Source organism: Bacillus sp. X1(2014), assembly GCF_007678255.1.
In genome coordinates this window covers 17,730-40,751 of the sequence record NZ_VEED01000005.1, presented here as the reverse complement: position 1 = coordinate 40,751, position 23,022 = coordinate 17,730, and the positions used below count along the sequence as shown (strand labels likewise).

22 protein-coding genes are annotated in these 23,022 nt (G+C 39.4%); 4 read left to right on the top strand and 18 right to left on the bottom strand.

Annotated features, from left to right (window positions below; all coding sequences use genetic code 11):
• Positions 1–222: 222 nt before the first annotated feature.
• The 3 genes from FS608_RS11815 to FS608_RS11805 all read left to right on the top strand — a co-directional run bounded on the left by FS608_RS11815 (position 223) and on the right by FS608_RS11805 (position 3,335).
• Positions 223–1,488 carry an MFS transporter gene (locus FS608_RS11815; protein WP_144550171.1) on the top strand — a complete coding sequence of 422 codons (1,266 nt, stop codon included), beginning with the start codon at positions 223–225 and terminating at the stop codon, positions 1,486–1,488.
• 195 nt (positions 1,489–1,683) lie between these two features.
• Positions 1,684–2,445 (top strand): DeoR/GlpR family DNA-binding transcription regulator, encoded by a 762-nt coding sequence (locus FS608_RS11810; protein WP_144550169.1) that lies wholly within the window; start codon positions 1,684–1,686, stop codon positions 2,443–2,445.
• A 515-nt stretch (positions 2,446–2,960) separates the two neighbouring features.
• Complete coding sequence (locus FS608_RS11805) at positions 2,961–3,335, top strand: DUF4430 domain-containing protein (protein WP_144550168.1); 375 nt, start codon at positions 2,961–2,963, stop codon at positions 3,333–3,335.
• A gap of 259 nt (positions 3,336–3,594) precedes the next feature.
• Here FS608_RS11805 and FS608_RS11800 read toward each other — a convergent pair whose 3' ends face one another.
• From FS608_RS11800 to FS608_RS11780, 5 genes are all read right to left on the bottom strand, one after another.
• Entirely contained in the window at positions 3,595–5,061 is a 1,467-nt protein-coding gene (locus FS608_RS11800) for a sodium:solute symporter family protein (RefSeq protein WP_144550166.1), read from the bottom strand.
• Positions 5,058–5,246 (bottom strand): DUF3311 domain-containing protein, encoded by a 189-nt coding sequence (locus FS608_RS11795; RefSeq protein ID WP_144550164.1) that lies wholly within the window; start codon positions 5,244–5,246, stop codon positions 5,058–5,060. Before FS608_RS11795 ends, FS608_RS11800 begins: the two co-directional genes overlap by 4 nt.
• 228 nt (positions 5,247–5,474) lie before the next feature.
• The gene (locus tag FS608_RS11790) at positions 5,475–6,566 is read right to left on the bottom strand and encodes a tartrate dehydrogenase (RefSeq protein ID WP_144550162.1); all 1,092 of its coding nucleotides are present in this window, start codon (positions 6,564–6,566) and stop codon (positions 5,475–5,477) included.
• An 18-nt stretch (positions 6,567–6,584) separates the two neighbouring features.
• Positions 6,585–8,036 (bottom strand): aldehyde dehydrogenase family protein, encoded by a 1,452-nt coding sequence (locus tag FS608_RS11785; protein ID WP_144550159.1) that lies wholly within the window; start codon positions 8,034–8,036, stop codon positions 6,585–6,587.
• Positions 8,029–9,111 carry an aromatic ring-hydroxylating oxygenase subunit alpha gene (locus FS608_RS11780; protein WP_144550157.1) on the bottom strand — a complete coding sequence of 361 codons (1,083 nt, stop codon included), beginning with the start codon at positions 9,109–9,111 and terminating at the stop codon, positions 8,029–8,031. Before FS608_RS11780 ends, FS608_RS11785 begins: the two co-directional genes overlap by 8 nt.
• 284 nt (positions 9,112–9,395) lie before the next feature.
• On the opposite strand from FS608_RS11780, the gene FS608_RS11775 reads away from it, so the two are divergent.
• Positions 9,396–10,769, top strand: a complete 1,374-nt coding sequence (locus FS608_RS11775; RefSeq protein WP_026564299.1) for a sigma-54 interaction domain-containing protein — start codon at positions 9,396–9,398, stop codon at positions 10,767–10,769.
• A gap of 161 nt (positions 10,770–10,930) precedes the next feature.
• On the opposite strand, the gene FS608_RS11770 is transcribed toward FS608_RS11775, so the two are convergent.
• The 13 genes from FS608_RS11770 to kamA all read right to left on the bottom strand — a co-directional run bounded on the left by FS608_RS11770 (position 10,931) and on the right by kamA (position 22,977).
• Positions 10,931–11,740: an endonuclease I family protein gene (locus FS608_RS11770; protein ID WP_144550155.1), complete on the bottom strand. Its 810-nt coding sequence runs from the start codon at positions 11,738–11,740 to the stop codon at positions 10,931–10,933.
• Complete coding sequence (locus FS608_RS11765) at positions 11,740–12,702, bottom strand: S8 family peptidase (protein ID WP_144550153.1); 963 nt, start codon at positions 12,700–12,702, stop codon at positions 11,740–11,742. The genes FS608_RS11770 and FS608_RS11765 overlap by 1 nt, the downstream gene beginning before the upstream one ends.
• Positions 12,703–12,996: 294 nt before the next feature.
• Positions 12,997–13,866: a DUF1002 domain-containing protein gene (locus FS608_RS11760; RefSeq protein ID WP_395947775.1), complete on the bottom strand. Its 870-nt coding sequence runs from the start codon at positions 13,864–13,866 to the stop codon at positions 12,997–12,999.
• A gap of 343 nt (positions 13,867–14,209) precedes the next feature.
• Positions 14,210–15,733: an amino acid permease gene (locus FS608_RS11755; protein ID WP_144550151.1), complete on the bottom strand. Its 1,524-nt coding sequence runs from the start codon at positions 15,731–15,733 to the stop codon at positions 14,210–14,212.
• On the bottom strand, positions 15,708–16,970 hold the full coding sequence (locus FS608_RS11750; RefSeq protein ID WP_144550149.1) for an NAD(P)/FAD-dependent oxidoreductase: 1,263 nt from the start codon (positions 16,968–16,970) through the stop codon (positions 15,708–15,710). Before FS608_RS11750 ends, FS608_RS11755 begins: the two co-directional genes overlap by 26 nt.
• 18 nt (positions 16,971–16,988) lie before the next feature.
• Positions 16,989–17,291, bottom strand: coding sequence for a (2Fe-2S)-binding protein (locus tag FS608_RS11745; RefSeq protein ID WP_144550147.1), 303 nt, complete (start codon positions 17,289–17,291; stop codon positions 16,989–16,991).
• A complete protein-coding gene (locus FS608_RS11740) occupies positions 17,288–17,566 on the bottom strand; it encodes a (2Fe-2S)-binding protein (RefSeq protein WP_144550145.1) in 279 nt (92 codons plus the stop codon). The genes FS608_RS11745 and FS608_RS11740 overlap by 4 nt, the downstream gene beginning before the upstream one ends.
• Positions 17,559–18,830, bottom strand: a complete 1,272-nt coding sequence (locus FS608_RS11735) for an NAD(P)/FAD-dependent oxidoreductase (protein WP_144550143.1) — start codon at positions 18,828–18,830, stop codon at positions 17,559–17,561. The genes FS608_RS11740 and FS608_RS11735 overlap by 8 nt, the downstream gene beginning before the upstream one ends.
• 43 nt (positions 18,831–18,873) lie before the next feature.
• Positions 18,874–19,596, bottom strand: a complete 723-nt coding sequence (locus tag FS608_RS11730) for an amino acid ABC transporter ATP-binding protein (RefSeq protein WP_260871667.1) — start codon at positions 19,594–19,596, stop codon at positions 18,874–18,876.
• Positions 19,597–19,649: 53 nt separating this feature from the next.
• Positions 19,650–20,306, bottom strand: a complete 657-nt coding sequence (locus FS608_RS11725; RefSeq protein WP_144550141.1) for an amino acid ABC transporter permease — start codon at positions 20,304–20,306, stop codon at positions 19,650–19,652.
• Positions 20,307–20,317: 11 nt separating this feature from the next.
• A complete protein-coding gene (locus tag FS608_RS11720) occupies positions 20,318–21,130 on the bottom strand; it encodes a transporter substrate-binding domain-containing protein (protein ID WP_144550139.1) in 813 nt (270 codons plus the stop codon).
• 156 nt (positions 21,131–21,286) lie between these two features.
• The gene (locus tag FS608_RS11715) at positions 21,287–21,565 is read right to left on the bottom strand and encodes a YokU family protein (RefSeq protein ID WP_144550137.1); all 279 of its coding nucleotides are present in this window, start codon (positions 21,563–21,565) and stop codon (positions 21,287–21,289) included.
• Positions 21,566–21,567: 2 nt separating this feature from the next.
• Positions 21,568–22,977, bottom strand: a complete 1,410-nt coding sequence (kamA, locus tag FS608_RS11710) for a lysine 2,3-aminomutase (protein WP_144550134.1) — start codon at positions 22,975–22,977, stop codon at positions 21,568–21,570.
• Positions 22,978–23,022: the final 45 nt, after the last annotated feature.

Here is a 23,022-nt window from a genome sequence, read left to right as displayed (position 1 = left end):
GCATTTTTGTGTATTAATGTTGAGTTCGAGTAAAAAAATTATGTATTAAACCCTATTAGGACGAGAAATCACAATATATTTGCAGATTATAATCAATTACAACAACTTAAATACAAGGATTAATGGTTAAAATACACATAAATACATAATAATACTTCCAATCGCACACAGGTCGTGCTATTATCAGAATATAAAACTTATTTGGAAAAAGGGAGGATTATTATGGAGAAAAAGAAGCTTTTAAATCAGAAGCAGCTGTCATTTGTTGCGTTAATGCTTGGTGGAGGTGCTATTTATAAACTGTATTTTATTGATTCTGTTTTTTATATTCAAATGCAAAAGTTTATGGGTCTGTCGCATACCCAAATAGGATTGTTATATAGTATTGCAGGTATAGTAACCACTATAGGCTTTTTAACGGCTATATTTATAACCGACAGATTCTCGAAGAAAAAAATGATACCGTTCGCACTAATAGTTAATGGTTTAGCAGGTTTAGGTATGGCGACTTTTCCCTCATTCCCAACATTATTAATTCTTTATTGCTGCTTTGCGATATGCTCAGATATGCTTTTTTGGCCAACAATGTTAAAAACAATTCGTTTAATGGGATCTGAAACGGATCAAGGAAGAATGTTTGGGTTTCTTGAATCGGGCAGGGGATTAATAGATACAATTATTGCATTTGCCGGGCTAGGGATTTTTACAATGTTAGGAAGCGGAGCATTAGGTTTTAAAGGCGCTATTATATTCTTCGCAGGACTTGCTATTGTTCTTGGAATATTCTCTTATTTTGCAATTGAAGATGACGAAATTAGCAAAGTCGCAAAGAGCTCCGAGAGAAACAAAATTGCCTTTGAGGGTATGATGAAAGCGTTTAAAAACATCGGTATATGGATAGTTGCTTTTAATATATTCTCTGTATACACTGTTTACATTGGAATTAGATATTTTGTTCCCTTTCTAGAGGATATTTATTCAATACCAATAGCCCTTGCTTCTGCATATGGGATAATTAACGGCTATGTATTAAAAATGGTAGGTGGACCAATAGGAGGATATATATCGGATAAAGTAACTAAATCCGCTGCAAAGTTTATCAGAATAATGTTGATAATCACATTTATTTTCCTTTCCATTAATATACTTTTGCCGCATGGAAAAATAAGTGTGTATATAGCCTTTGTCATTTCCATATCCATTGCTTCTAGTATTTTTTGTATGAGAGCTGTTTATTTTGCTTCTATGGAAGAAGTAAAAGTACCTCGTGAAATTACAGGTTCAGCAATGGCTTTGGGTTCCTTTATTGGTTATTTGCCTGGTGCTTTTATGGCTACTATATATGGATCGATTTTAGACTCGAATCCTGGCTTAACAGGGTATAAATTAGTATTTACAACAATGGCTGTCTTGTGTTTGCTTGGAGTATTTGTTAGTTCGATTTTGGTGAAAAGAATTAAAAAGGTAAATGAACTTGGAAATGCTTAATTAACCCGACACAATAGGAATGAATTTCAATTCCACCGCATGGCTAACAGGGGAAGATAGATTTAATCTTTCCCTCACGCCAGGGGACAAGGCGGCATAGCCAAAATTAAGTGATCAACTTCATTTGGTATTTTGCTGTAATTAATAACCCTTTTCTAAAGTTAATAACACTGAATCAAATTAGGGGGGAAATTTGTGTTAGCAGAAGATAGAAAAGACAGTATTTTGCAGATGATTAATGAAGATGGTAGTGTTAAGGTTTCTAAACTAATCAAACTATTTAATGTATCCATTGAAACTATTAGAAGAGACCTTGAAACCTTGGAAAAGGAGGGTGCATTAACACGGGTATATGGCGGGGCAGTATTGAAAAAAAAGAACCAGCAATCAAGCTACCTAAAAAGAGGAGAAGAATATATAGAACAAAAGAGGGAAATTGCTTCTATTGTTATGAGATATATAGAGGAAGAGCAAGCAATTGCCTTGAATAACAGTACTACAAATATTGAAATTGCAAAGGAACTGAAAAAGAACTTTACTAAATTAACTATTATAACAAATTCCCTTATAATTGCCAACGAGCTGGCAAGAATGGAAGGTTATACAGTTATTTTAGCGGGTGGAATTCTGGATAATAAGGAATACGCATTTTATGGGGAGTTTACGGAAAGTATACTTTCTAATTTTATAGTTGATAAAGCATTTATTAGTGTAAGTGGGGTATCCCTAACTCGAGGGGTTACAGATTATGTGTTAGGTGAAGTGGAGGTTATGAAAAAGTTAATGCAAATCTCCCAAGAAAGTATTATCTTGGCAGATAGCAGTAAAATAGATAACATCTCCTTAATTAAAGTTACGGATATTCATGAAGTGAATTTAATTATAACCGACTCTAAACTAGAAAAGGACGTTTTAAATAAGTACCTAAAAAAGGGCATTGAAATTGTTAATAAATAGTTTGAATTGTATTCTTAGATTTGAAATTTCAAAAGATATTTCTCTTACTATTGAAATAGAAATAAGAGAAATATCTTTAAAAAACAGTGTCTAACTTACTTAACCAAAGTTACTTTGGGCATCTTCTTTTTTAAGACACAAATAAAACTGCATTATTTATGTTTATTTTAGGTTTTTCAGACAAATGGCTTATCATTCAAAAATTAATCATCATATTAGAATTACCTAAAAAACCTCATTTACTTATGGTAAGGGCCACCGCAATTAATCCGAAAAATCTCCAACCACCCTAATTACCTTCTCAGCTACCTGATAATTCTTAAATCTATCAGCTTAAATAAAACTCGGGCCTCATCAGGCAAATTAATTTTACCCATATAAGGATGAAAAGGAATAACCACAATTATGGCAAATATGCGCTTTCAAAATGCCCCCTTAAATTTAACAATTTAAATCAATAATTTCGGCCAAATTGCTAACAATACGAATAAAATATGCTTAAAGGAGATTAAAAAATGTTTATAAAAAGGATAGCGATACTTTTACCATTATTTCTCTTTTTTATCTATTCCCCAACACTTGCTATAGAAACGACGGGCACTTTCAGAATTATGAACGACAAAAAAGAGACTATTGTTTCAAAAGAAGTTTCATTTCAAGAAGGAGAAACATTATACGAAGTGACGAAAAGGACATTTGACTTAGAAGAATCTAAGGGTGATATTATATCCATAAACGGTATTAACTCCATTCCGAAGAAAAATATACATTGGGCTGCTTTTGTAAACGGGGATTTTGTAGAAGTAGGTTTAGATGAAGTCATTCTCTATGCAAACGATAATGTTGTATGGGCTTTAAAAAACTATAATAATGAAGAAATTTTAAAATAAATACGCAACGGCGAACTCAAGCAACCGATTTATAAAGAAAAAGACACGGAAAATTGCGTTTCCTCTCAGCAATAATAATCAATATAGATTTTACTTTGGTATTGAAAAAACCTACAAAGAAACATCCTTTGTAGGTTAGTTGAGGATAAATGATTAGGTTTTTAAAACTAAACTTTTAATACTTCTTGTTCAACCTTTTACATTTTGTTTGCAACTATAAAATCAACCCGCCGGAAAAAGACCGGCTAATCGAGTGCGATTATACCGCTTTTGTATCCATCTCTCTTTCTACTTTTACTGATGTTCTAGTAATAGCACTGACCGCGAACATGAAAACAATGTTAATGACAAGGGCCGCTATACCGACATCGAGATCTTTTATAAACGATGGGGCTGTCGGAAAGAATGTCGCCATAGTCGAACTGGTTAGGGTTACATAAGCAACCATGATGACACCGGATATAATCCCTGCAGCAGCGCCTGTTTTAGTAACAGGGTTTTTCCTCCATAAGCTGCAAAGCAGTGGTGGGAATAATTGCAGCACAAAGCTGTAAGCCATGATCAGCAATGCAATAATACTGTTTCCGCCGAAAAAAGTGAAAAATAAGGCGATTAGAGCCACGATAGGGACACACATACGCGTGTAGCGTCCAATTTGCTCATCGGTGGTATTCGGTTTAATCGACTTATAAATATTTTTCGTTAAAATCGTCGCTGCCGTTAGTAATAACATCGAACACGGGACCAAAGCTGTTAAGATACCAGCGGCTCCTATGACTCCGACCACCCAAGGGTCGAATGTTGCTTTAGCGATTTTAAAGAGAGATAAATCTGTATCTGCACCTTGTAAATTTGGAATTTGTAAAAGGGCCGTGAAGCCAATGAATAAAATGAATACCAAAATAATTTGGTAAAGCGGCAAAATAGCTGCATTCTGTCGCAACGTTCTTTCATTTTTCGATGATAAGCTGGCACCGAAACATTGAGGCCACATATATTGTCCTAATCCGATCGTTAAACAGGTTGAAATATACCAGGATATGCTGTAGCCTTCGTCAGGCATTAATAAGAACTCCGGCTTTGCCGCATCCAATGTCTCAAACATCGGCTTAATTCCGCCATAATAATGAAACGGCAGATAGAAACCTAAAAATAGAATAACACAGAGAAGGAGAATATCTTTTAAAATGGCTGTTGCGGCTGAACCGTGAATACCGGACAATGACACAAAGATCGTGACGGCAACTACCCCAATACACACAGCTAAATTTGGTGAAATCGCACCATAGGAAGCCTCTGACACAATGATTTTAAGTCCTTTTAACTGTAAAACGATATAAGGAATCATCGAAACGACCCCGACGATGGCGACTAATAACCCAAGTGGTTTACTGTCATACTTCTTTGCAAAAAAGTCTGATTGAGTAATCACTCGATGCTTTTTGGCATATCGCCAAATTGGAGGCAAAATCCAGAACGGCACAATATAACAGAAGGCGTTAAAGATATAGATGATGGGGCCTCCCATTCGGTAAGTTCCGCCTGTTCCTCCAAGAAATACATACGTTGTAAAAATTTCACCGGCCATTAACACAAACATGACGATAGGACCAAAATTACGGCCACCTACAGCCCATTCTTCGAGCTGTTGTCCTTTGCGGGCACGAATCCCTAAATAGAAAGCCAGAAGAAAAGTACCTATGAGAATGATGATAGAGCTAATCATTTAGTTTCCTCCTGTCTATCTAATAAAATATTAGTAATAAATAAAAATACTGAAGTTAAAACGAGCCAGGCAGTCGCCCAAAAAACAATGAAGGGTAACCCAAATATATAAGGCTCGATCCGGTTTACGACCGTGAACGCACCAATGATAGGAATTATTGCAAGGATCCAAATTAAAACTTTCACTCAGAATTCCCCCTCACGAAAAATTAGTATGAATTTTCAGACTTTATACTCATTGCTTATTCCGAATTCTAATAGAGTAGATTATAGACTATTAAAAAACAAGTGATATTAGCATCAAATTTGAAAACGCTTTACATTTTAAAAGCAAAAATATAATGGGTATTTCATAAAAGGCCAAGTGAGGCCTTTTATGAAATACATAATACCGTAGATGAATCTATCAGTCTATCAACTTTTCACCTTTTGGGAATCAACGAAAGATTTTATCAGGTCTATGACACGGTTTCCTACATCAGATGTAGAAGAAGTGCCATTCATATCCGGTGTCATAACCTCATTTTCTACCAAAAGTTGTTCAATTGCATCCAACACGAGTTTTCCGTATGCTTCATAGCCGAAAAAGTCGAGCATTTGGCTTGCGGACCAAATGGAGGCAAGTGGATTTGCAATCTGCTGTCCAGCAATATCCGGAGCGGATCCGTGAATCGGCTCAAACATCGAAGGAAAGTTCCTTTCCGGATTGATATTCGCTCCAGCAGCGAGTCCGATCCCTCCTGCGATTGCAGCTCCCAAATCCGTTAAAATATCGCCGAACAAGTTCGATGTCACAACGACTTCAAAGCGTTTTGGATCTTTAATCATAAGCATCGCCGCCGCGTCGACAAGATAAGAAGCCGTTTTGACCTCCGGATAATCTGCTCTCACTTCTTCAAATACCTGATCCCAAAAAACCATCGAGTAATTAAGTGCGTTTGCTTTAGAAATGCTCGTCAACGACCTGCCTTCTTTTTTCGCCGTTTCAAACGCGTAACGAATGATTCTCTCCGTGCCTTTACGGGAAAAGACACCGTTTTGCATAACGACTTCGTGTTCCTGCCCTTTAAACAGCCAGTCACCTGCGCCTGAATACTCACCTTCACTATTTTCACGAATGAATAGCATATCGATGTCCTCGCGTTTCACATCGACAAGCGGTAAGTGCGCCCCTTTTAACAGGGTTACAGGCCGAATGTTCACATACTGATCGAAGCTTTTTCGGATTTTTAACAATAAGTCCCACAGAGAAATATGGTCTGGGACGCCGGGAAACCCGACTGCTCCCAAATAAATCGCATCAAACTCTTTTAGCTGCTCGATACCATCATCATCCATCATTTTTCCATTTTCTGCGTAAAATTCGCAGCCCCATGGAAAGTAAGTGAAATCAAATTGGAAACCCGAATCAAGTTCGGCCACTTTGTTTAATACTTTGACACCTTCACTAATGACTTCAGGGCCAATGCCGTCTCCGGCGATAACTGCTATTTTATATTGCTTCACAATAATCTCCCTCGTTTTTTAGCCCTGGTTCCAAACGACCAATTTCAGTTCAGTCATTTCTTCCACAGCGTATTTGATTCCTTCACGGCCTGTCCCACTTTCCTTCACACCGCCGTATGGCATTTGGTCGACACGATAGGTCGGCACGTCATTAATAATGACGCCGCCCACATGCAATTCCTGTGAAGCGAACAATGCATTTTTCACATTGTTTGTATAGATTCCTGCCTGTAAACCGAAGCGAGAATCATTCACTTGCTCAATCGCCTCTTCAACTGAACGCACTTTGTTAACAACGACAACTGGAGCAAAGGCTTCCTGACAAGAAATTTTTAATGAATGGTCCGCATCGGTAATAATGGTTGGCTCAAGAACGCCATCCTGCAATTTGCCGCCCGCTGCTATCGTTGCATTGCTGCCTTTCGATTCTTCGATCCAGCCCAGTACACGTTCTGCTTCCCCTTTAGAGATTAAAGCTGAAATATACGTATCCGGAGCAAGCGGGTCACCGATTTTCAGCTTCTTTGCAGCTTCCGTGAACTTCGCAACAAATTCTTCATATACTTCTTCATGCGCATACACACGCTGCAAGGAAATACATACTTGCCCTTGGTTAGAGAAAGCGCCCATGATGCAGCGGTCAATAATCGAATCGATGTCAATATCCTTATCAATAATTAAGGCGGCGTTTGAACCCAGTTCAAGCGTAGTCTTTTTCAAGCCGGCCTTGTTCCGAATCCCGATGCCGACGCTTGGACTACCTGTGAATGTAACCATGCTTACACGGTCATCTTCGACAATCGCGTCCCCAACCGTGCCGCCAGGACCAGTTACTACATTCAAAGCACCTGCTGGAAGACCGGCTTCCTCAAAAATTTCCGCAATAAAGAGGGCAGACAGAGGAGTCTGTGATGCTGGCTTCAAGACAATCGTATTACCAGCTGCAATTGCAGGTCCGACTTTATGCGCAACAAGGTTCATCGGGAAGTTGAATGGAGTAATCGCCCCAATGACCCCAATAGGTTCTCTTAACGTGTAACCAATTCGGCCGACACCTCCAGCAGCTGCGTCAAATGGAATCGTTTCTCCGTGAATTCTTTTTGCCTCTTCTGCTGCAAACTTATACGTTTCAATCGTTCTCGCCACTTCCGCTTTCGCAAACATGATTGGTTTCGCTGATTCACGGGAAATGACTTCTGCCGCTTCTGCTGCTTTCTCTTTTAACAGCGCCACCACATTTTCTAAAATCTCTGCCCGCTGATACGCAGGCATTTTTGCCATTACTCCTCGCGTTTCGTAGGCCGCCGCAATCGCCTGTACTGTCAGATGTTTATCCGCCATCGCGATTTGGGCGATTTCTTCTCCAGAATACGGTGAATATAAAGGAGCATATTTCGCTGTCTCCACTTTTTCTCCATTGATCATCAGAAACTGCTTTGTCGCTTTTACTTCATTCGCTAAATTACTCATTGAGGGCCTCCAATACCATTTCATGAAATTGAACAATTGCTTTTTCTGAAGACGAATATCTTCCTTTGTTAAATGCACGGGAGCGGAAACCAATTTGTTCTAACTCGACAAGTTCAACATCCTCCAGGCGAACTTGTTCAGCAAAAGCAACTAAGTCTTTTTCTTCTTGAGTCAAATTCTCATCACGGAAATAATAAGTATAAAGAATCAAAGTTGTTTCATGATCAATCGGAACCAATTGAATCGTCGCCATATTGCCTGGACCCGGATAAATGGTCAACATTAGATTTGGCCACAGCCAGAAGAAAGATCCGCCTTTCATTTCCGCCTGATTTAAATCGACAGTTCCATAATTTTTATCCGGTTTAACAATGGATCCTTGTAGTGAATAATTTTCACAGGTAATGATTTGATAATCATCCATGTCAAGCGCTGCAACGAAGCTTGGATGTGCAACATGGCAGTGGTCACACTCTAAATAATTATCAATAAACGCTTTCCAGTTCGCTTTAATCACCCGTGAAGTTTGGTTTGTTCTTTTTAACTCACTTAAAAACGGATATTTACTCAAGCGATCGAAGAAATCACCGTAAGATTCGCTAAGCGGCTTCGCGTTATCGTCCAAGTTTACAAAGATTAATGATTCCAAGATTTCCATGCGGACTGAGCGTAGACAAGCGTCTTGTACACAAGCCGCATCTTCACCTTTAAAGTTAGGTGCTTTGTTTAATTTCCCATCTAATTTAAATGTCCAGCCATGGTAGGCGCATTGTAAAATTTTCTTCTTACCTGATTCACTTTTTTCAAGCTTTGTTGCACGGTGCGGGCAGACGTTATAAAAAGCGCGGATGACTTCATCCTGGCCACGAGTCACGATAATTGGTTCATTAGCTACTTCAGTGGTAAAGAAGGCACCTACTTTTTCTAACTGACTGACATGCCCCACAAGCTGCCAAGATTTAGAGAAAACAAGATCCATTTCTTTTTCAAGTACCTTCGGATCTGTGTATTTGTCATAAGTCAATGTTCTTTCAAATGTCCGATTGGTTGCATTTTCTACTGTGTTATAAGCCATAATTCATTCTCCTTCATAAATAATTGATTATTAAGTACTTGCTGGCAAAGACTCTTATTCAAGATTAAAAATAGTACAACAATTAACAACATTAACAACATGCTTACCTTGCTTCCTGACAATTTTACATATGCAATTATTGTGCCAACTTTTCAAAACAGTGCAAACACACAAAAAATTTTGATTTTTATAAAAAACGCTTTCATATTGAGTTATAATTAACTCAATATGGTCACATTTTTGTCAAAATTAACTCACACCTTTAGAAAAGAGAGGATCATGCTATGAAAAGTCCTGATGCAACAGGCAATATTGAGATGACGTTACAAACTCTTTTAAAAATTCTCGATCATTCCAAAGATGAAATTTTCGTACTAGACGGCGAAAAGCGGATTCTATATGTGAACCAGGTCTGTGAGCGCCATTATGGGCTAAAGCCGAGTGATGTGATCGGCAAATACAATGTTGAATTATTTGAAAAAGGCTACTGGAAACCCTCCATTGTGCCTGAAGTGTATAAAAGAAAAAAGCCTTGCTACATGAGGCAGCAGACGTATATCGGGGCTGAACTGATGACGTCGGCGATTCCAATCTTAAATGACGAGGGTGAAATCGAACTAGTCGTCATCACATCGACCGAATTGCAGACATATAAAATGGGAAAAGCAAGTGGAATGAGTGATGAGTCAATAACGACTCAAACGGAAGATAAAGCGGGCCAGTTCATTACGAATAGCAGCAAAATCAACCGAATCCTAGCTTTCTGCGAAAAAGTGGCGCCTACTGATTCGACGATTTTAATCCAGGGAGAATCAGGAACAGGAAAAGGCGTACTAGCCCAGTACATCCACCGGATCAGCAAGCGGAAAAGCGGTGCGTTCCTGACAATTAACTGTGCGGCCATTCCGGAAGAGCTGCTCGAATCGGAACTATTCGGCTATTCAAAAGGGGCATTTACTGGCGCAAACAAAACAGGAAAACCGGGATTGATCGAAGCTGCTAACGGCGGTACAGTTTTTCTTGATGAAATTGGGGAAATGCCACTCGCCCTACAGGCAAAGCTTTTACAAGTCATCCAGGATAAACAGTTCATTCCCATCGGCAGCAGCGAAATGAAAAAAGTCGATATCCGTATCATCGCCGCAACAAACCGGGACCTAATTGAAATGGTCAATGACAAACGATTCCGGGAAGATTTATTCTACCGGCTGAATGTGATCGACATCCACCTGCCGCCACTGCGTGAGCGCAAAGAAGATATCATTCCGCTCACGTATAACTTTTTACACCAATTCAATAAAAAATACCAGGACAACAAAGTCATCTCGGAAGAATGCCTGAATCTATTAATCCATTATTCTTGGCCAGGAAATGTACGCCAACTCGAAAACTTGATTGAACGGTTAGTCGTCATTAGCGACTCAATCATCCAGGTAGCCGACTTGCCGGATATGATCACCGACAACGTTGAACAAGTCACCCAGCTCGCCCTCCCCACTTCACTGGATAAAGCGATTGACGAAACAAAACGATTTTTAATCAGACGAGCTTATCAAACTCACAAATCGTCCAGGAAAGTCGCAATAGACCTTGATATAAGCCAGACGAAAGCATCGAAACTAATCCGGGAGTACTGCGAGGATTTAATGAATAACTGAACGTCTTGGATTGAAAAATTGAAAAAATAGTTTGTTCTGGCTAAAGAAACCCGCACGGATGTTTCAGTAAATATAAAGAGTAAGAAGAGAATAGTACAATAGAATAAAAACTCATTTGCAATTCAATATTGCAAATGAGTTTCCAACCAATCACTTCTTTTTTATATGGTTACAATACTCTCTGCCATCTCTGGAAAATCAATAAATGGGTTCCGATTGCCTTGAAGTTCATGGATTGCTAGGTTGCGATGCTTTTCATAGATGGAGACCGGAAAGGTTTGATGCCATTTTAGCAATAAAGAGACATTCTCTAGTTCTTTTTTTATTGTGTTTGGATAGCGAATTAGGAAATAAAGTGTTGCTCTGGCAACGATTCCTTTGCCGTATTCTGGTTCGAATTTACTTTCTTCCGCCTTGCCGCAGCCATCTTTGATTCCTAGAAGCCATCCTTCAGGGACATAATCGTGGAAATCATAGTAAGGATGGTTGCTGCGACTGCTATTGCAGGTGGGTTCGCAGGCAAATAAATGGTGCAAGTCTCCTCTCATCGGTTCTTTTTTATCGAACCATGATTGAGGAACTACATGTTCACAGTTTAATAGATCTTCAGAAAAGCTGCCAATTAACCCTTTTGCTTGCATTTCATGGAGTCGAACGTCTTCCTCTATAACAGAAAGTGGATTCATCCCTTTTCCAGAATAAAGGCTTTTTAATGAACCGTTTTCCTGCAAATCAACCCAAGGGTACACATAGCGGTGCGGCCTGTAGTTTAACTGATCTGTATGTGTTTTTTCAAGCAATATATGAAGGCTGTCTGACAGATTAGCATCCGTGAATGAAATGCTCTGATAGTATTGATTTCTAACTTCCTTATCTTTCTCTTCATCATAATAAGGTCGATTTTCTTTAAAATTTAAAAAGGCTGACTTGGCTGTTTCCCATTCACTGTAAAGCAAATCTAGCTTTTCCATTATATTTTCAACGCTTGAGCAGATAATTTTTGGCTGAACACATCCGATAAGTAGTCCTCTGCTATTAAGTACAGCAAACCGTTACCTTCGAGTTTTGGTGAGTTTCCTAGAGGAACCGTTCTCTTGATTAATTGGGCATACAGCTCAAACTCGGTTAGATTTCGCTCAAATTTTTTGTTGACCATATCTTTTATTAGGGCAAGTGCACCGGATATATGCGGTGTGGCCATCGAAGTTCCGCTCAAGATTGCATAACTTCCGTTTAAATACGTGGATAGGATTTCTTCACCAGGACCTACTAAGTCGACTTCATTATTCGAATTTGAAAATTGAGAAGAACGGCGTTGCAGATTAATGGCTCCGACGCTGATGACTTCATTGTAGCTGCCAGGATAGGCGAATTCATCGGAAGATTCCTGTCCATCTCCCTCATTACCAGCAGCACAAACGACTAGGATTTGCTTAGCGATTGCGTTTTGAATCGCTTGATGCAACTCAGGTACATCCTCAGAACCGCCGAGGCTCATCGAGATGATATCCGCCTTTTGTTCAACGGCATAGTTAATTCCTTTTATGATCCAGTCGTATTGCCCTGATCCATTTTTATTAAGCACTTTTAAAATCAATAAACTTGCTTCAGGGGCAACACCAATGACTCCTGTACCGTTATGGACGGCAGCGATTGTGCCAGCTACATGGGTTCCATGGCCATTATAGTCAGTGTATACATCAGGATTTCCATTATCATCATCAGTGAAATTCCTCCCGCCGATAATCCGCTCACTCAGATCAGGATGGGTGACATCGCAGCCTGTGTCCAGGATTGCAACCGTGATCCCCTTACCTTTCGATTTCTCCCAGATTTTTGGAGCCGCAATCAGCTCAATCCCTTTTGGCACCTCAGACACCACTTCAACCTCTTCATTCACTTGGTACGGAATTAAATGTACTTTTCGCTCCATTTGTATCCCTCCTGACAGAATTAGTTTTCTGTATATTCTTGGGAGTTACCAATAGTTTAACAATTCGGAATCTATTAAAACAGTTACTTTAGTTGCATTTTTACGAACTAATGTTCCTATTTATATTCTCCTACAGCACAGTTAACTGTAATGGAATATATGGTGAGTTATTAAAAAACGACTCTCAAAGATAAAATAGAGAGTCGTTTTTTGCTATAAATATATATTTATTCTCGTTCGATTTCACAAATAAATTCCGATTGAACGTTGCAAATAAAGAAGCCGCTGTACACATTAAGCAAAGAGGACGTCAATCTGATCAAGTAAGTGATTTAAGAAATCTTGCAACTTTTGTAAAAATGACTGCCCTTCTTCAGATTCCAAAAATGTCGAGACTTTTTCTGTCGTAACCATTAATTGTTCTTTTACTTGGTTCCAGTCAATATCCATAGCCTTCAGTTTGTTGAAGAAGTCTACTAACATATCTAACTCTGCATCTGTTAAAGTAATCCCCTGCTCCGTGGCAACTTGTTCAATTAATGTACGCAAGTCAGCTTCTGTTTTCGGTTCATTCTTGGCGATTTCATCCTTAACTTTTCCCATAAGAGCAGCAGCATTGTCTGCTCCAATGGAATCACCTAACTGTGCAGTTTTCACCATTTCTTCGTTCGCCACTTTTTTGATTTCTTCAGGAATTTCTTCATTAGTTTTCGTTTCATAAGCTTTCATAATTCCTGTCAAAGCTGCTGTACCTGTAACAGAAAACGGAGCGGCAATCTTAATCGTTGCATCCTTTACACCCGCAGTAGTCAGGGCATTTGTATACATTTCATCTGTAACCCATGTAATATTGCTCGTTTGAACCTCTACCCCGGAATCTTTGGGACCGGTTGTGATGCTTGCTGATGAAATAGCAATGGAACCAATTTGTGCCTTAGGTATGGACTCCCCTAAATAATCATGCTCTTCTTTATTGGATACGGTAATAATTTGTGCGTTTTCCGGTGCCGCTAACTCTGCTACCATTTCACTTTTTTGCTGTTCGGTTAGGTCTTCCCCTAATGTAACAATGACATCTCCTTCTGCTACGTCCGCAAAGCTGACAGAAGGAACAGTGAAAAGCATCGTAATGGCAAGAAACAATGCCTGAAATTTTCGTTTCAAAAAAAGACCTCCTTTTTTACATTCAACTATTCATATAAGAATAGGTAATGTTTTTCCACTTATATGTAATATCAAAAAAAATACTTCCCGTAAAAATTGACTTTGCATTATCTTAACATAGAGGGTTGGGATTACATTTAAAGAATGGGTAACATTTTTGCTAATTATATTAAGATTCTTACACGATAGATAAAAATGTTACAAACCTTTACAGTGAACCTCAAAAGTCCTAATTCAAGTTAAACTGAATTCCGTTATTAATCTTAAGTAATCATTAAAAGAACCTTAAGCATGACAAAAAGGCTTCACTAAGTGCGAAGCCTTTTTGTTAGCAGAGTTAAAGTTAATCAATTTTTTGATCGAAATTAGATATTAGCATCTCTTCAAAAGAACATTCCTTTAGTGGAACAACCTTCGTTTTATGAACGAGTTTATACCCGAGCCATAACGCCAAAAAGATCGGTAAACCAATATAAGACACGGCTACTCCATACCAATCAATCTCACTAGTTATAAAAGCTTGATAATTTTGGCCAAAAATCACAAAGACACACATTGCAAAAGCGAGAATTGGACCGAATGGGAACCATTTCGCTTTAAATTTCAAATCGTTCAAGTCCCTGCCCTGGGCCATATATGCTTTTCTAAAACGGTAGTGGCTGACTGCAATTCCAACCCATGCTATAAATCCAGTTAAGCCTGACGCATTTAATAACCATGTATACACTTGATCTCCAAATATGGACGTTAAAAAGGCCAAACCTCCGATAATCGTCGTCATGACTAGGGCATTCATCGGAATCCCGCGATCATTTATATTTTGTAAAAACTTAGGTGCCTGACCATCCTTTGCCATGGACCAAAGCATGCGTGTCGATGCATATAAACCGGAACTCCCTGCCGATAAGACCGATGTCAAAATAACTGCATTCATCACAGATGCCGCAAATGCAATGCCCACTTTATTAAATACAAGGGTAAAAGGGCTGACAGCGATGCTGTCGACATCCCTGCCTAACAGGTTTGGACTTGTATAAGGAATGATAAGGCCAATGACAGCAATGGCAACGATATAGAATAGAAGAATCCGCCAAAATACTTGTCGAATCGCCTTTGGTACGTTTTTCTCCGGCTCTTCACTTTCTCCTGCAGCGATCCCCACGAGTTCCGTTCCTTGAAAGGAAAAACCTGCAATGAAAAAAATACTTAAAATGGACATAAGGCCGCCATGAACCGGAGCATCTCCTAAAGTAAAGTTTTTAAAGCCAATAAACTGTCCACCCAGAATACCGAAAATGGTGAGCAAACCGACTCCAATGAAAACAATGACGGTCACTACTTTTATTAAGGAGAACCAATACTCGGATTCTCCGTAACTTTTAACAGACAATGCATTCAATAAAAAGATCAGTCCTAAAAACAGTGCACTCCACACGATGCTCGGTACATCCGGCAACCAGAACTTCATAATAATAGCTGATGCAGCGATTTCAACGGCTAATGTAACCGCCCAGTTGAACCAATAATTCCAACCAAGTGCAAAACCAAAGGCCGGATCGACAAACCGGCTGCCATAAGTTGAAAACGATCCCGAAATCGGCATTAAGGTAGCCATTTCTCCGAGACTTGTCATTAAAAAGTAGACCATGATGCCGATAGCTCCATAAGCGATTAGCGCTCCACCTGGTCCAGCTGTTTGAATGGACGCCCCTGTCGCTAAAAATAACCCTGTCCCGATTGACCCGCCAATAGCAATCATCGTCATGTGGCGTGCCTTTAGTTTGCGTTGAATATGCCCTTTACTTTCTTCGTTATTCTGATATTTCTGATTATTTTGGTCATTAGTATAGCTTTTGATTGCTCCCATTCTTGTCCTCCCGACTCACGTCTTTAATTAATGTTTTCCATAGATCATTCAGGTGCTCTCTTGCTTCTGAAACTTTGGGATGGAACTGAATATCTGATAATTTTCTACTACGTTCCACAAAAGAAAGCGCTTCTTCCATATCAGCCATTTTAAGATTGCCAATCCTCAATTTATTACAAATAGATTTACCTGCTAACGTTCCCTGTGCCATGGCTACTTTTGCCCCTTCTATTCCAGTAATATTGCCAGCAACGAAGAGATTAGGAACGGTTGTTTCGAGCTCTTTATTATGTAATGGCACCGTACCTGATAATCCTTCCAAAGTAACAAACTTACACCCTGCCGTAGCAGCCAGCTCATATAAAGGGCTAAGTCCTCCAGAAATACAGATTGTATCTGCTTGGATATCCTTTTGTTGTCCAATTGGGTTACCATTAACGTCAACCTTAGTAATGGTTGCACTATCGACCTCATGGTTCCCATTAATCGAAAGAATTGTGTGTCTTAAGTGAATCGGAATCCCCCACATCTTTATTCCCATAGGCGGATAAAATTGGGCAGCAAGCTTTCGCCCTGTTTTAGATTTTAATAACTTGCCTGTAAGTCTAATCATTTTAGAAGGAGCAAAATCGGTCATCTCGTTTAAAGTTTCTAGATGTAAAAGCGGAGAAGCAAAATTGGAGAATGGGCTTTGTGGAAGCATGTAAATTCCTTCTACATCCGCGCCTGCTAGCTTCATAGAACGTGCAATCGATAGTGACAAAATATCAATTCCCACAACGATTACTTTTTTTCCAGGCAATACCTGATATACATTTGTCATAACTTGGGCTGCACCAATGGATAGCACACCTGGCAATGTCCAACCAGGGATAGGTATTGGCTTTTCAACAGCACCCGTAGCTAGTAATACACAATCTGCTTGAATTTCCATTCCTGATTCATTCTGAACCAGATCAGAAATGTGCACCTTCCATCCTGGTTCCAATCCCCAAACCTGTCTCTCGGATAGAATTTGAACGTTGGCAGCTAGGGCCTTTTGTTTTAACTCTTGCGCCAATTCAAATCCTTTCCACCATTTAGAATGATTCCCTTCTTGATGCAGCTGTCCTAGTAATTTTCCTCCTGGTGTTGGATGATCATCGAGAACCACGACCTTACCGCCTCTTGTTCCAATTTCAATGGCTGCAGATAAACCAGCAGGACCTCCACCTACAACTACCACATCTACTTTCATTTCTCCCCCCTTCCTTCCTTAGTCCATTTCATTAAACGGTTCTTTAGAAAAATAGTGAGCCCCTTCTTGAACGCGCGTGGTACAGGCTTTGAGTAACCCTATTTTCGGATGATAGATTCTACATTCATAACACTGGCCGATTCCACAATACATGCCTCTTGGTTCATGATTCTTTTCACTATTTCTTAACGTCTTAACTCCATTGGCCCATAGAGCAATAGCTATTGTATCTCCCTCTCTTGCTTGAAACATTTTATGATTAAAAGTAAACGAGATGGTTTTTGTCGAGCGTGAGGGAAGGATAGGATGCTGAATTCTCATATCGAATTCTCCTTTTGCACTATTTTGGCTAAGGAAACAGGACGTACTGGCTGATGAAAGGTTAGTTGACTTGGGCTATGAACACTTTCCTTATGATTGTCTGGAAGCAATGCCTTCAACAATGGTCTGCATAACCTCCCCTGGCACATTCCCATCCCCGCACGGGTGGACATTTTCATTTCCTGACTATTTGAGGCTCCGGCAGCGATGGCATCTTGAATATCTTCTATTGAAACTTCTTCACAACGACAGATGATGAAAGAATGGTTACACATTAAGTTTCCCTGCCTTCTTTTTCGACCGGTCCACTGAAAAACGAGAAAGAATAGGGTCGTGAATTGGGTTTACTCTTCCATTAAGTTGATACGTTAAGCTATTTGCCATGAGGTTGCCCATGACGGCAGACATACCATATCCATGACCGTTATAACCTCCAGAGATAAAGGCATTGTCGAATGTATCTAATTTCCCAAAATACGGAAGATGATCTTCTGTCAGTTCGACTGTCCCAGCAAACGCCCGAATCAATTGTTTATGACTGTAGGCAGGGAAAAGTTCTAGTAATCTACTTGAAAGGAACTCCAATGCATAGTTCGTATTCGAAACATCGAACCCATTCGTTTCCCAAGAGCCTCCCCCGCCAAATAAAATATTGCCAGCGTGAGTTTGCCGTAAATATAAAGAATTCCCTGTAACAAATGGGTGAATCCTCCTTTTATTAACAATCTCGGAGACAAGAATTTGAGAACGTCTTGGAATGACGACGACTTGTTCGTTTAACTTTTTACATACTTCCGTTGTCCAAGGCCCACAACAAAGCAGAAAGGCATCCGCTTGAAACTTTCCTTTTTCCGTAATGGCATACTCTATGGTTCGATTACTAGTCTGAAAGTCAAGGACCTCACAATGATTGATTACAGTAGCTCCATGTTCTTTTAGATACTTTAGTAAACTAGTCATCGTTGTAAAAGGATAGCTTTGCCCATCAGATTTGCTAAATAAACCCATCTTTGTTTCGGATGTTAGATCCGGAACCATGCATTTCAGCTCATCTGGAGAAAGAACCTTAACTTTTAACCCCGCTGTAGTGTATATTTCATGTGCCGCAAGGAGTTTTTCTTGTTCTACTCCATTTCTCGCGACCATTACATGACCAGATGAAACATATTTCGTGTCAATCTTTTTTTGTTGAAGCGAGTTCCAAATCTCAGTGGCCAATCTGGCGAAAGGTATTTCGGATAACTCTCTGCCTAAAGACAGCACTCCGCCTCCATTCCTTCCAGAAGCTGCTGCACCAAATGACTTTTTTTCTAAAATAGTGATCGTAAATCCACTTTTTTGCAAAAAAAAGGCGGACATTAGACCAACAATTCCACCACCAATAATGGTGATATGCCTATTTTTCTGTTTTAAATGGGGATGTTCAGAAAGAAATTCTTTTAATTGATCATATGTGTCCTTAGCTTGAATAGCTAATTTACTAGTCTCATTGTCTATGTGAAGATTTAATAAACTAAGACGATCCATTTCTTCCTTCATATTGGTTTACTTCCTTTGAGATATTTTTTGGAGACCTCAATTTTTACCTGACTAATCGTAAAAATGAAATGAGTCTCTCACTCTTCGGTTGGATTAAGACTTCCTTGGGATCACCTTGTTCCTCGATAACTCCGTCGGCCATAAAGATGACCCTGTCAGCCACCTCTTTTGCAAAGCCCATTTCATGAGTGACGACGACCATGGTCATGCCTTCAAAAGCTAATTGCTTCATTACTTGCAAGACTTCCCCAACCAATTCCGGGTCTAATGCGGATGTAGGCTCATCAAAAAGCATAATCTTCGGATTCATCGCTAGTGCTCTTGCAATGGCGACACGTTGCTGCTGCCCTCCTGATAACTTTTTTGGATATACATCCTTTTTATCCTTCAAGCCCACTTTTTCCAAAAGCTTGATCGCTTCCATCTCTGCCTCAGCTTTACCCTTATTCAATACTTGAATGGGACTAACCGTTACGTTTTCTAATACGGTCATATGTGGAAATAAATTAAATTGCTGAAACACCATCCCCACTTCCTGACGAACTTTACTAATGTTTTTTATAGAGTTGTCCAATTTGATATTGTCGACGATGACATTTCCGCTAGTTACCGTTTCGAGTCGATTGATACAGCGGAGTAAGGTGCTTTTCCCAGAACCGCTTGCACCAATTAATGCAACGACCTCCCCTTTATAGATTTGAAGGTCAATCCCTTTTAATACCTCTAATTGATCAAAGCTCTTATGGAGATTTTCAATATGAATAATGGGAGATAATGGGCTCGCCATTTCTATGTTCCTAGCTTCCACTTCATTTCCTCCTAGCGTTCACTTATGGACATTCGTTGTTCAATCTTGTTCAAAATAAACGTAAAAATGGTTGTCATTACTAGATAGAAACCAGCCGCGACAATATAAAATTCAATAAACGCATAATTCGTAGCCGCAAATCGCTGCGACACCATCATTAATTCGGATACTGTTACAAGTGAAGCCAACGATGAATCCTTCAGCATCATGACAGCTTGGTTTCCAAGGGAAGGTACACTGACTCGAAGAGCCTGTGGCAGGATAATTTTTTTCATAATGGCAGGGTATCTCATCCCTAATGATTCTGCAGCCTCCATTTGTCCAATTGGAACGGACATAATGCCGCCACGGTATATTTCAGCAATGTAGGCAGCCGCATTCAACCCTAATGCAATGACAGAAGAAATAAATGGGGTTAGCTCAATTCCTATTTGCGGTAATCCGAAATAAACAAGAAACAATTGAACTAGCATGGGCGTCCCACGAATGATCCAAATATAAAATTGAGCAACATAGGACAAGATTTTTATTTTAGAAATCCTCATTAATGCAATGAGAAGACCAAAAACCATGCCTATGATTATGGATACTAACGACAGTTGAATCGTTACAACTGCCGCCTTTACCAAGAACGGGATAAACTCGCCAACTAAACTAAAATTAAGCATCCTATCTCTCCTTAGCGAATATCTTCACCGAACCATTTCTTACTAATTTCTTCGTATGTTCCATCTTCCATCATATCCTTAAGATGTTTATTGATTTCAGCTTTTAATGCTTCTTCATGCTTGTTTAATGTGATTCCAGCTGCATCCCTGTACAGCATGTCTCCAACAGCTTTAACCTTAAATCCTTTTTCTTTTATCATTCTAGAACCAACTGCTTTATCTGTAATGACCCCTACCACACGTTTATTCGCCAAGTCTTGGAAGGTTAAAAGATCGCTTTTATAATTCACAATCGTGGCCCCAAGCTCAGTGGCTTTCTTTTCAAATGTCGTACCAATGGCTACACCGATTTTTTTACCGTTAATATCTTTTTTGGGATCTTTAATTTCTGAATAATCCTCATTTACAAATAGTTGGGCACCGGTATGATAGTAGGGATCCGTGAAGTCTACTTTTTGTTTCCGTTCTTCCGTGATCGCCATACTCGAAATAATAATGTCATATTTTTTTGATTGTAATCCCCCGATAATCGTGTCCCAAGGAGTCGCTACATAATTCGGCTTCACTCCCATTCTTTTTGTAATTTCATTCGCAATATCGACATCAAATCCTATTAACTTATTACTCTTATCAAAATAGTTAAATGGAGGATACGCACCCTCGATTCCAATTTCAATCACGCCATTTTTCTTAATAGCCGCCAGGCTGCCTGAATCTTCGTTCGCATCCTTTCCTCCATTACTCGTGCTTTTCTCACTACTTCCACATGCAGCAAGCATAAAAATTAAACATAAGGCCATTACGAGTAAAATAGGGTTCTTCACATTAGCCCCTCCTAAAGTTATAACGGAATAGTAATTCTAATTCTAAAACTACAAAACTATTTCATTTTCCCTTCGAATTTCATCTTGTAATCACTTGTCCTTAAGATAAAATTCATCTCCCGTTTACGATTGAAAAACGGGAGATGGCTTTGCCAATTATTTCGAAAAATCAAAGTAGTTTCGCTTCAATAAGCGTGGAGCGGTCATAAGTGTTTCATACGTCATACTTTTTTCAAGCTTTGAGCAATCAATTAAAAATAGATGATCCTCAATTTCTTTCACCGTTTGATCGGTTTGATAGGTCATACCGCAATCCAAGCAATGAATGGCTGGTGTGTCCTGAATTTCAATCGCATTTGTTCCATCTGGAAGTTCCCAATACACTTTGTTGCTCGATTCACGTGCTGTGTCAGATTCGCACCATTGACAAATCAAAATTATTCCTCCTTTGCTCCCACTGTTTCATATTTCTTCATTTGTGATTGGAATTTTTTCTCTTTTAACTCATCACGTTTTTCACGTTTATCTTTTAATGAACTATGCTCAGTGCTTTCGTTATACGTCTTGCGGCGATCTAACCGTTTTAACCCTTCAGGTGTAAGATTAAACTTCGTATCATCAATAATCGATAGGACGCCATTACTTTCAAACTTTTCGAACACTTCAGGATATACCTTTTTGTAGTAATCCTCTGCACTGCCTGACTGATAATTTGTTGGTTCTGGATAAGATGTAATGACACCTTCAAAGTTTCGTAATACGACTTTATTAGCACTTTGAGAAATGATATAGTTCGGCTGCAATGGAATTTTGCCTCCTCCACCCGGGGCATCAACAATAAATGTCGGAACAGCATAACCCGATGTATGGCCGCGAAGTCCTTCCATAATTTCCAATCCTTTGCTGATTGGTGCACGGAAATGGCCGATTCCTTCTGATAAATCGCATTGGTAAATATAATATGGACGAACGCGAATTTTAACAAGGTCATGCATAAGCTGTTTCATGATCGGTACACTGTCGTTAATGCCTGCTAAAATAACCGCCTGGTTACCAACAGGTACACCAACATTTGCAAGCATTTCACATGCACGCTTCGATTCTTCCGTAATTTCAATAGATGTATTGAAATGTGTATTCAACCAAACTGGATGATACTTTTTCAAGATATTACAAAGATTTTCAGTAATACGCTGCGGGAACACGACAGGTGCTCTTGTACCGATACGAATAATTTCTACATGCGGAATCTCACGTAAATTCTTTAAAATATATTCTAAAATATTGTCATTAATAAGGAGCCCGTCTCCTCCGGAAATTAACACATCTCGGATCTGTGGGTTCGATGCGATATAATTAATGGCTGTGTCTAACTGTTTCTTTGGTACGCCCATTCCGATTTGTCCGGAGAAGCGTCTTCTTGTACAGTAACGGCAGTACATGGAGCACTGGTTCGTTACTAAGAACAACACGCGATCCGGATAACGATGGGTTAACCCAGGTACTGGTGAATCTTCATCTTCGTGAAGGGGATCTTCTAAGTCATATCTTGTTTTATGCAATTCCGCAGAAATCGGAACAGACTGCATTCGAACCGGACATCTTGAATCATCAGGATCCATTAGCGATGCATAATATGGCGTGATGTTTAATGGGATTGTTTTTGTTGAGATTAAAACCCCTTCCTCTTCTTCTGGTGTTAAGTTAACTACTTTCTTTAAGTCTTCTAAATTTTTGATCGTATTCGTCAGCTGCCAAACCCAATCGTTCCATTGCTCATCCGTTACATCCTTCCAAAGCTCGATTTCTTTCCAATGTCTTTTCGGTTTGAATAAAGTGTTTCTCATGATTAAACTCCCCCTAAATTGGTTGATTTTTTATGACCCCTTGAA

What these genes read in the sequence shown, in the direction of transcription:
- FS608_RS11815 (WP_144550171.1), top strand. Translation starts at nt 223, where the DNA reads ATGGAGAAAAAGAAGCTTTTAAATCAGAAGCAGCTGTCATTTGTTGCG.
- FS608_RS11805 (WP_144550168.1), top strand. Translation starts at nt 2,961, where the DNA reads ATGTTTATAAAAAGGATAGCGATACTTTTACCATTATTTCTCTTTTTT.
- FS608_RS11800 (WP_144550166.1), bottom strand. Translation starts at nt 5,061, where the DNA reads ATGATTAGCTCTATCATCATTCTCATAGGTACTTTTCTTCTGGCTTTC.
- FS608_RS11785 (WP_144550159.1), bottom strand. Translation starts at nt 8,036, where the DNA reads ATGAGTAATTTAGCGAATGAAGTAAAAGCGACAAAGCAGTTTCTGATG.
- FS608_RS11780 (WP_144550157.1), bottom strand. Translation starts at nt 9,111, where the DNA reads ATGGCTTATAACACAGTAGAAAATGCAACCAATCGGACATTTGAAAGA.
- FS608_RS11775 (WP_026564299.1), top strand. Translation starts at nt 9,396, where the DNA reads ATGAAAAGTCCTGATGCAACAGGCAATATTGAGATGACGTTACAAACT.
- FS608_RS11770 (WP_144550155.1), bottom strand. Translation starts at nt 11,740, where the DNA reads ATGGAAAAGCTAGATTTGCTTTACAGTGAATGGGAAACAGCCAAGTCA.
- FS608_RS11765 (WP_144550153.1), bottom strand. Translation starts at nt 12,702, where the DNA reads ATGGAGCGAAAAGTACATTTAATTCCGTACCAAGTGAATGAAGAGGTT.
- FS608_RS11755 (WP_144550151.1), bottom strand. Translation starts at nt 15,733, where the DNA reads ATGGGAGCAATCAAAAGCTATACTAATGACCAAAATAATCAGAAATAT.
- FS608_RS11750 (WP_144550149.1), bottom strand. Translation starts at nt 16,970, where the DNA reads ATGAAAGTAGATGTGGTAGTTGTAGGTGGAGGTCCTGCTGGTTTATCT.
- FS608_RS11745 (WP_144550147.1), bottom strand. Translation starts at nt 17,291, where the DNA reads ATGAGAATTCAGCATCCTATCCTTCCCTCACGCTCGACAAAAACCATC.
- FS608_RS11740 (WP_144550145.1), bottom strand. Translation starts at nt 17,566, where the DNA reads ATGTGTAACCATTCTTTCATCATCTGTCGTTGTGAAGAAGTTTCAATA.
- FS608_RS11735 (WP_144550143.1), bottom strand. Translation starts at nt 18,830, where the DNA reads ATGAAGGAAGAAATGGATCGTCTTAGTTTATTAAATCTTCACATAGAC.
- FS608_RS11725 (WP_144550141.1), bottom strand. Translation starts at nt 20,306, where the DNA reads ATGCTTAATTTTAGTTTAGTTGGCGAGTTTATCCCGTTCTTGGTAAAG.
- kamA (WP_144550134.1), bottom strand. Translation starts at nt 22,977, where the DNA reads ATGAGAAACACTTTATTCAAACCGAAAAGACATTGGAAAGAAATCGAG.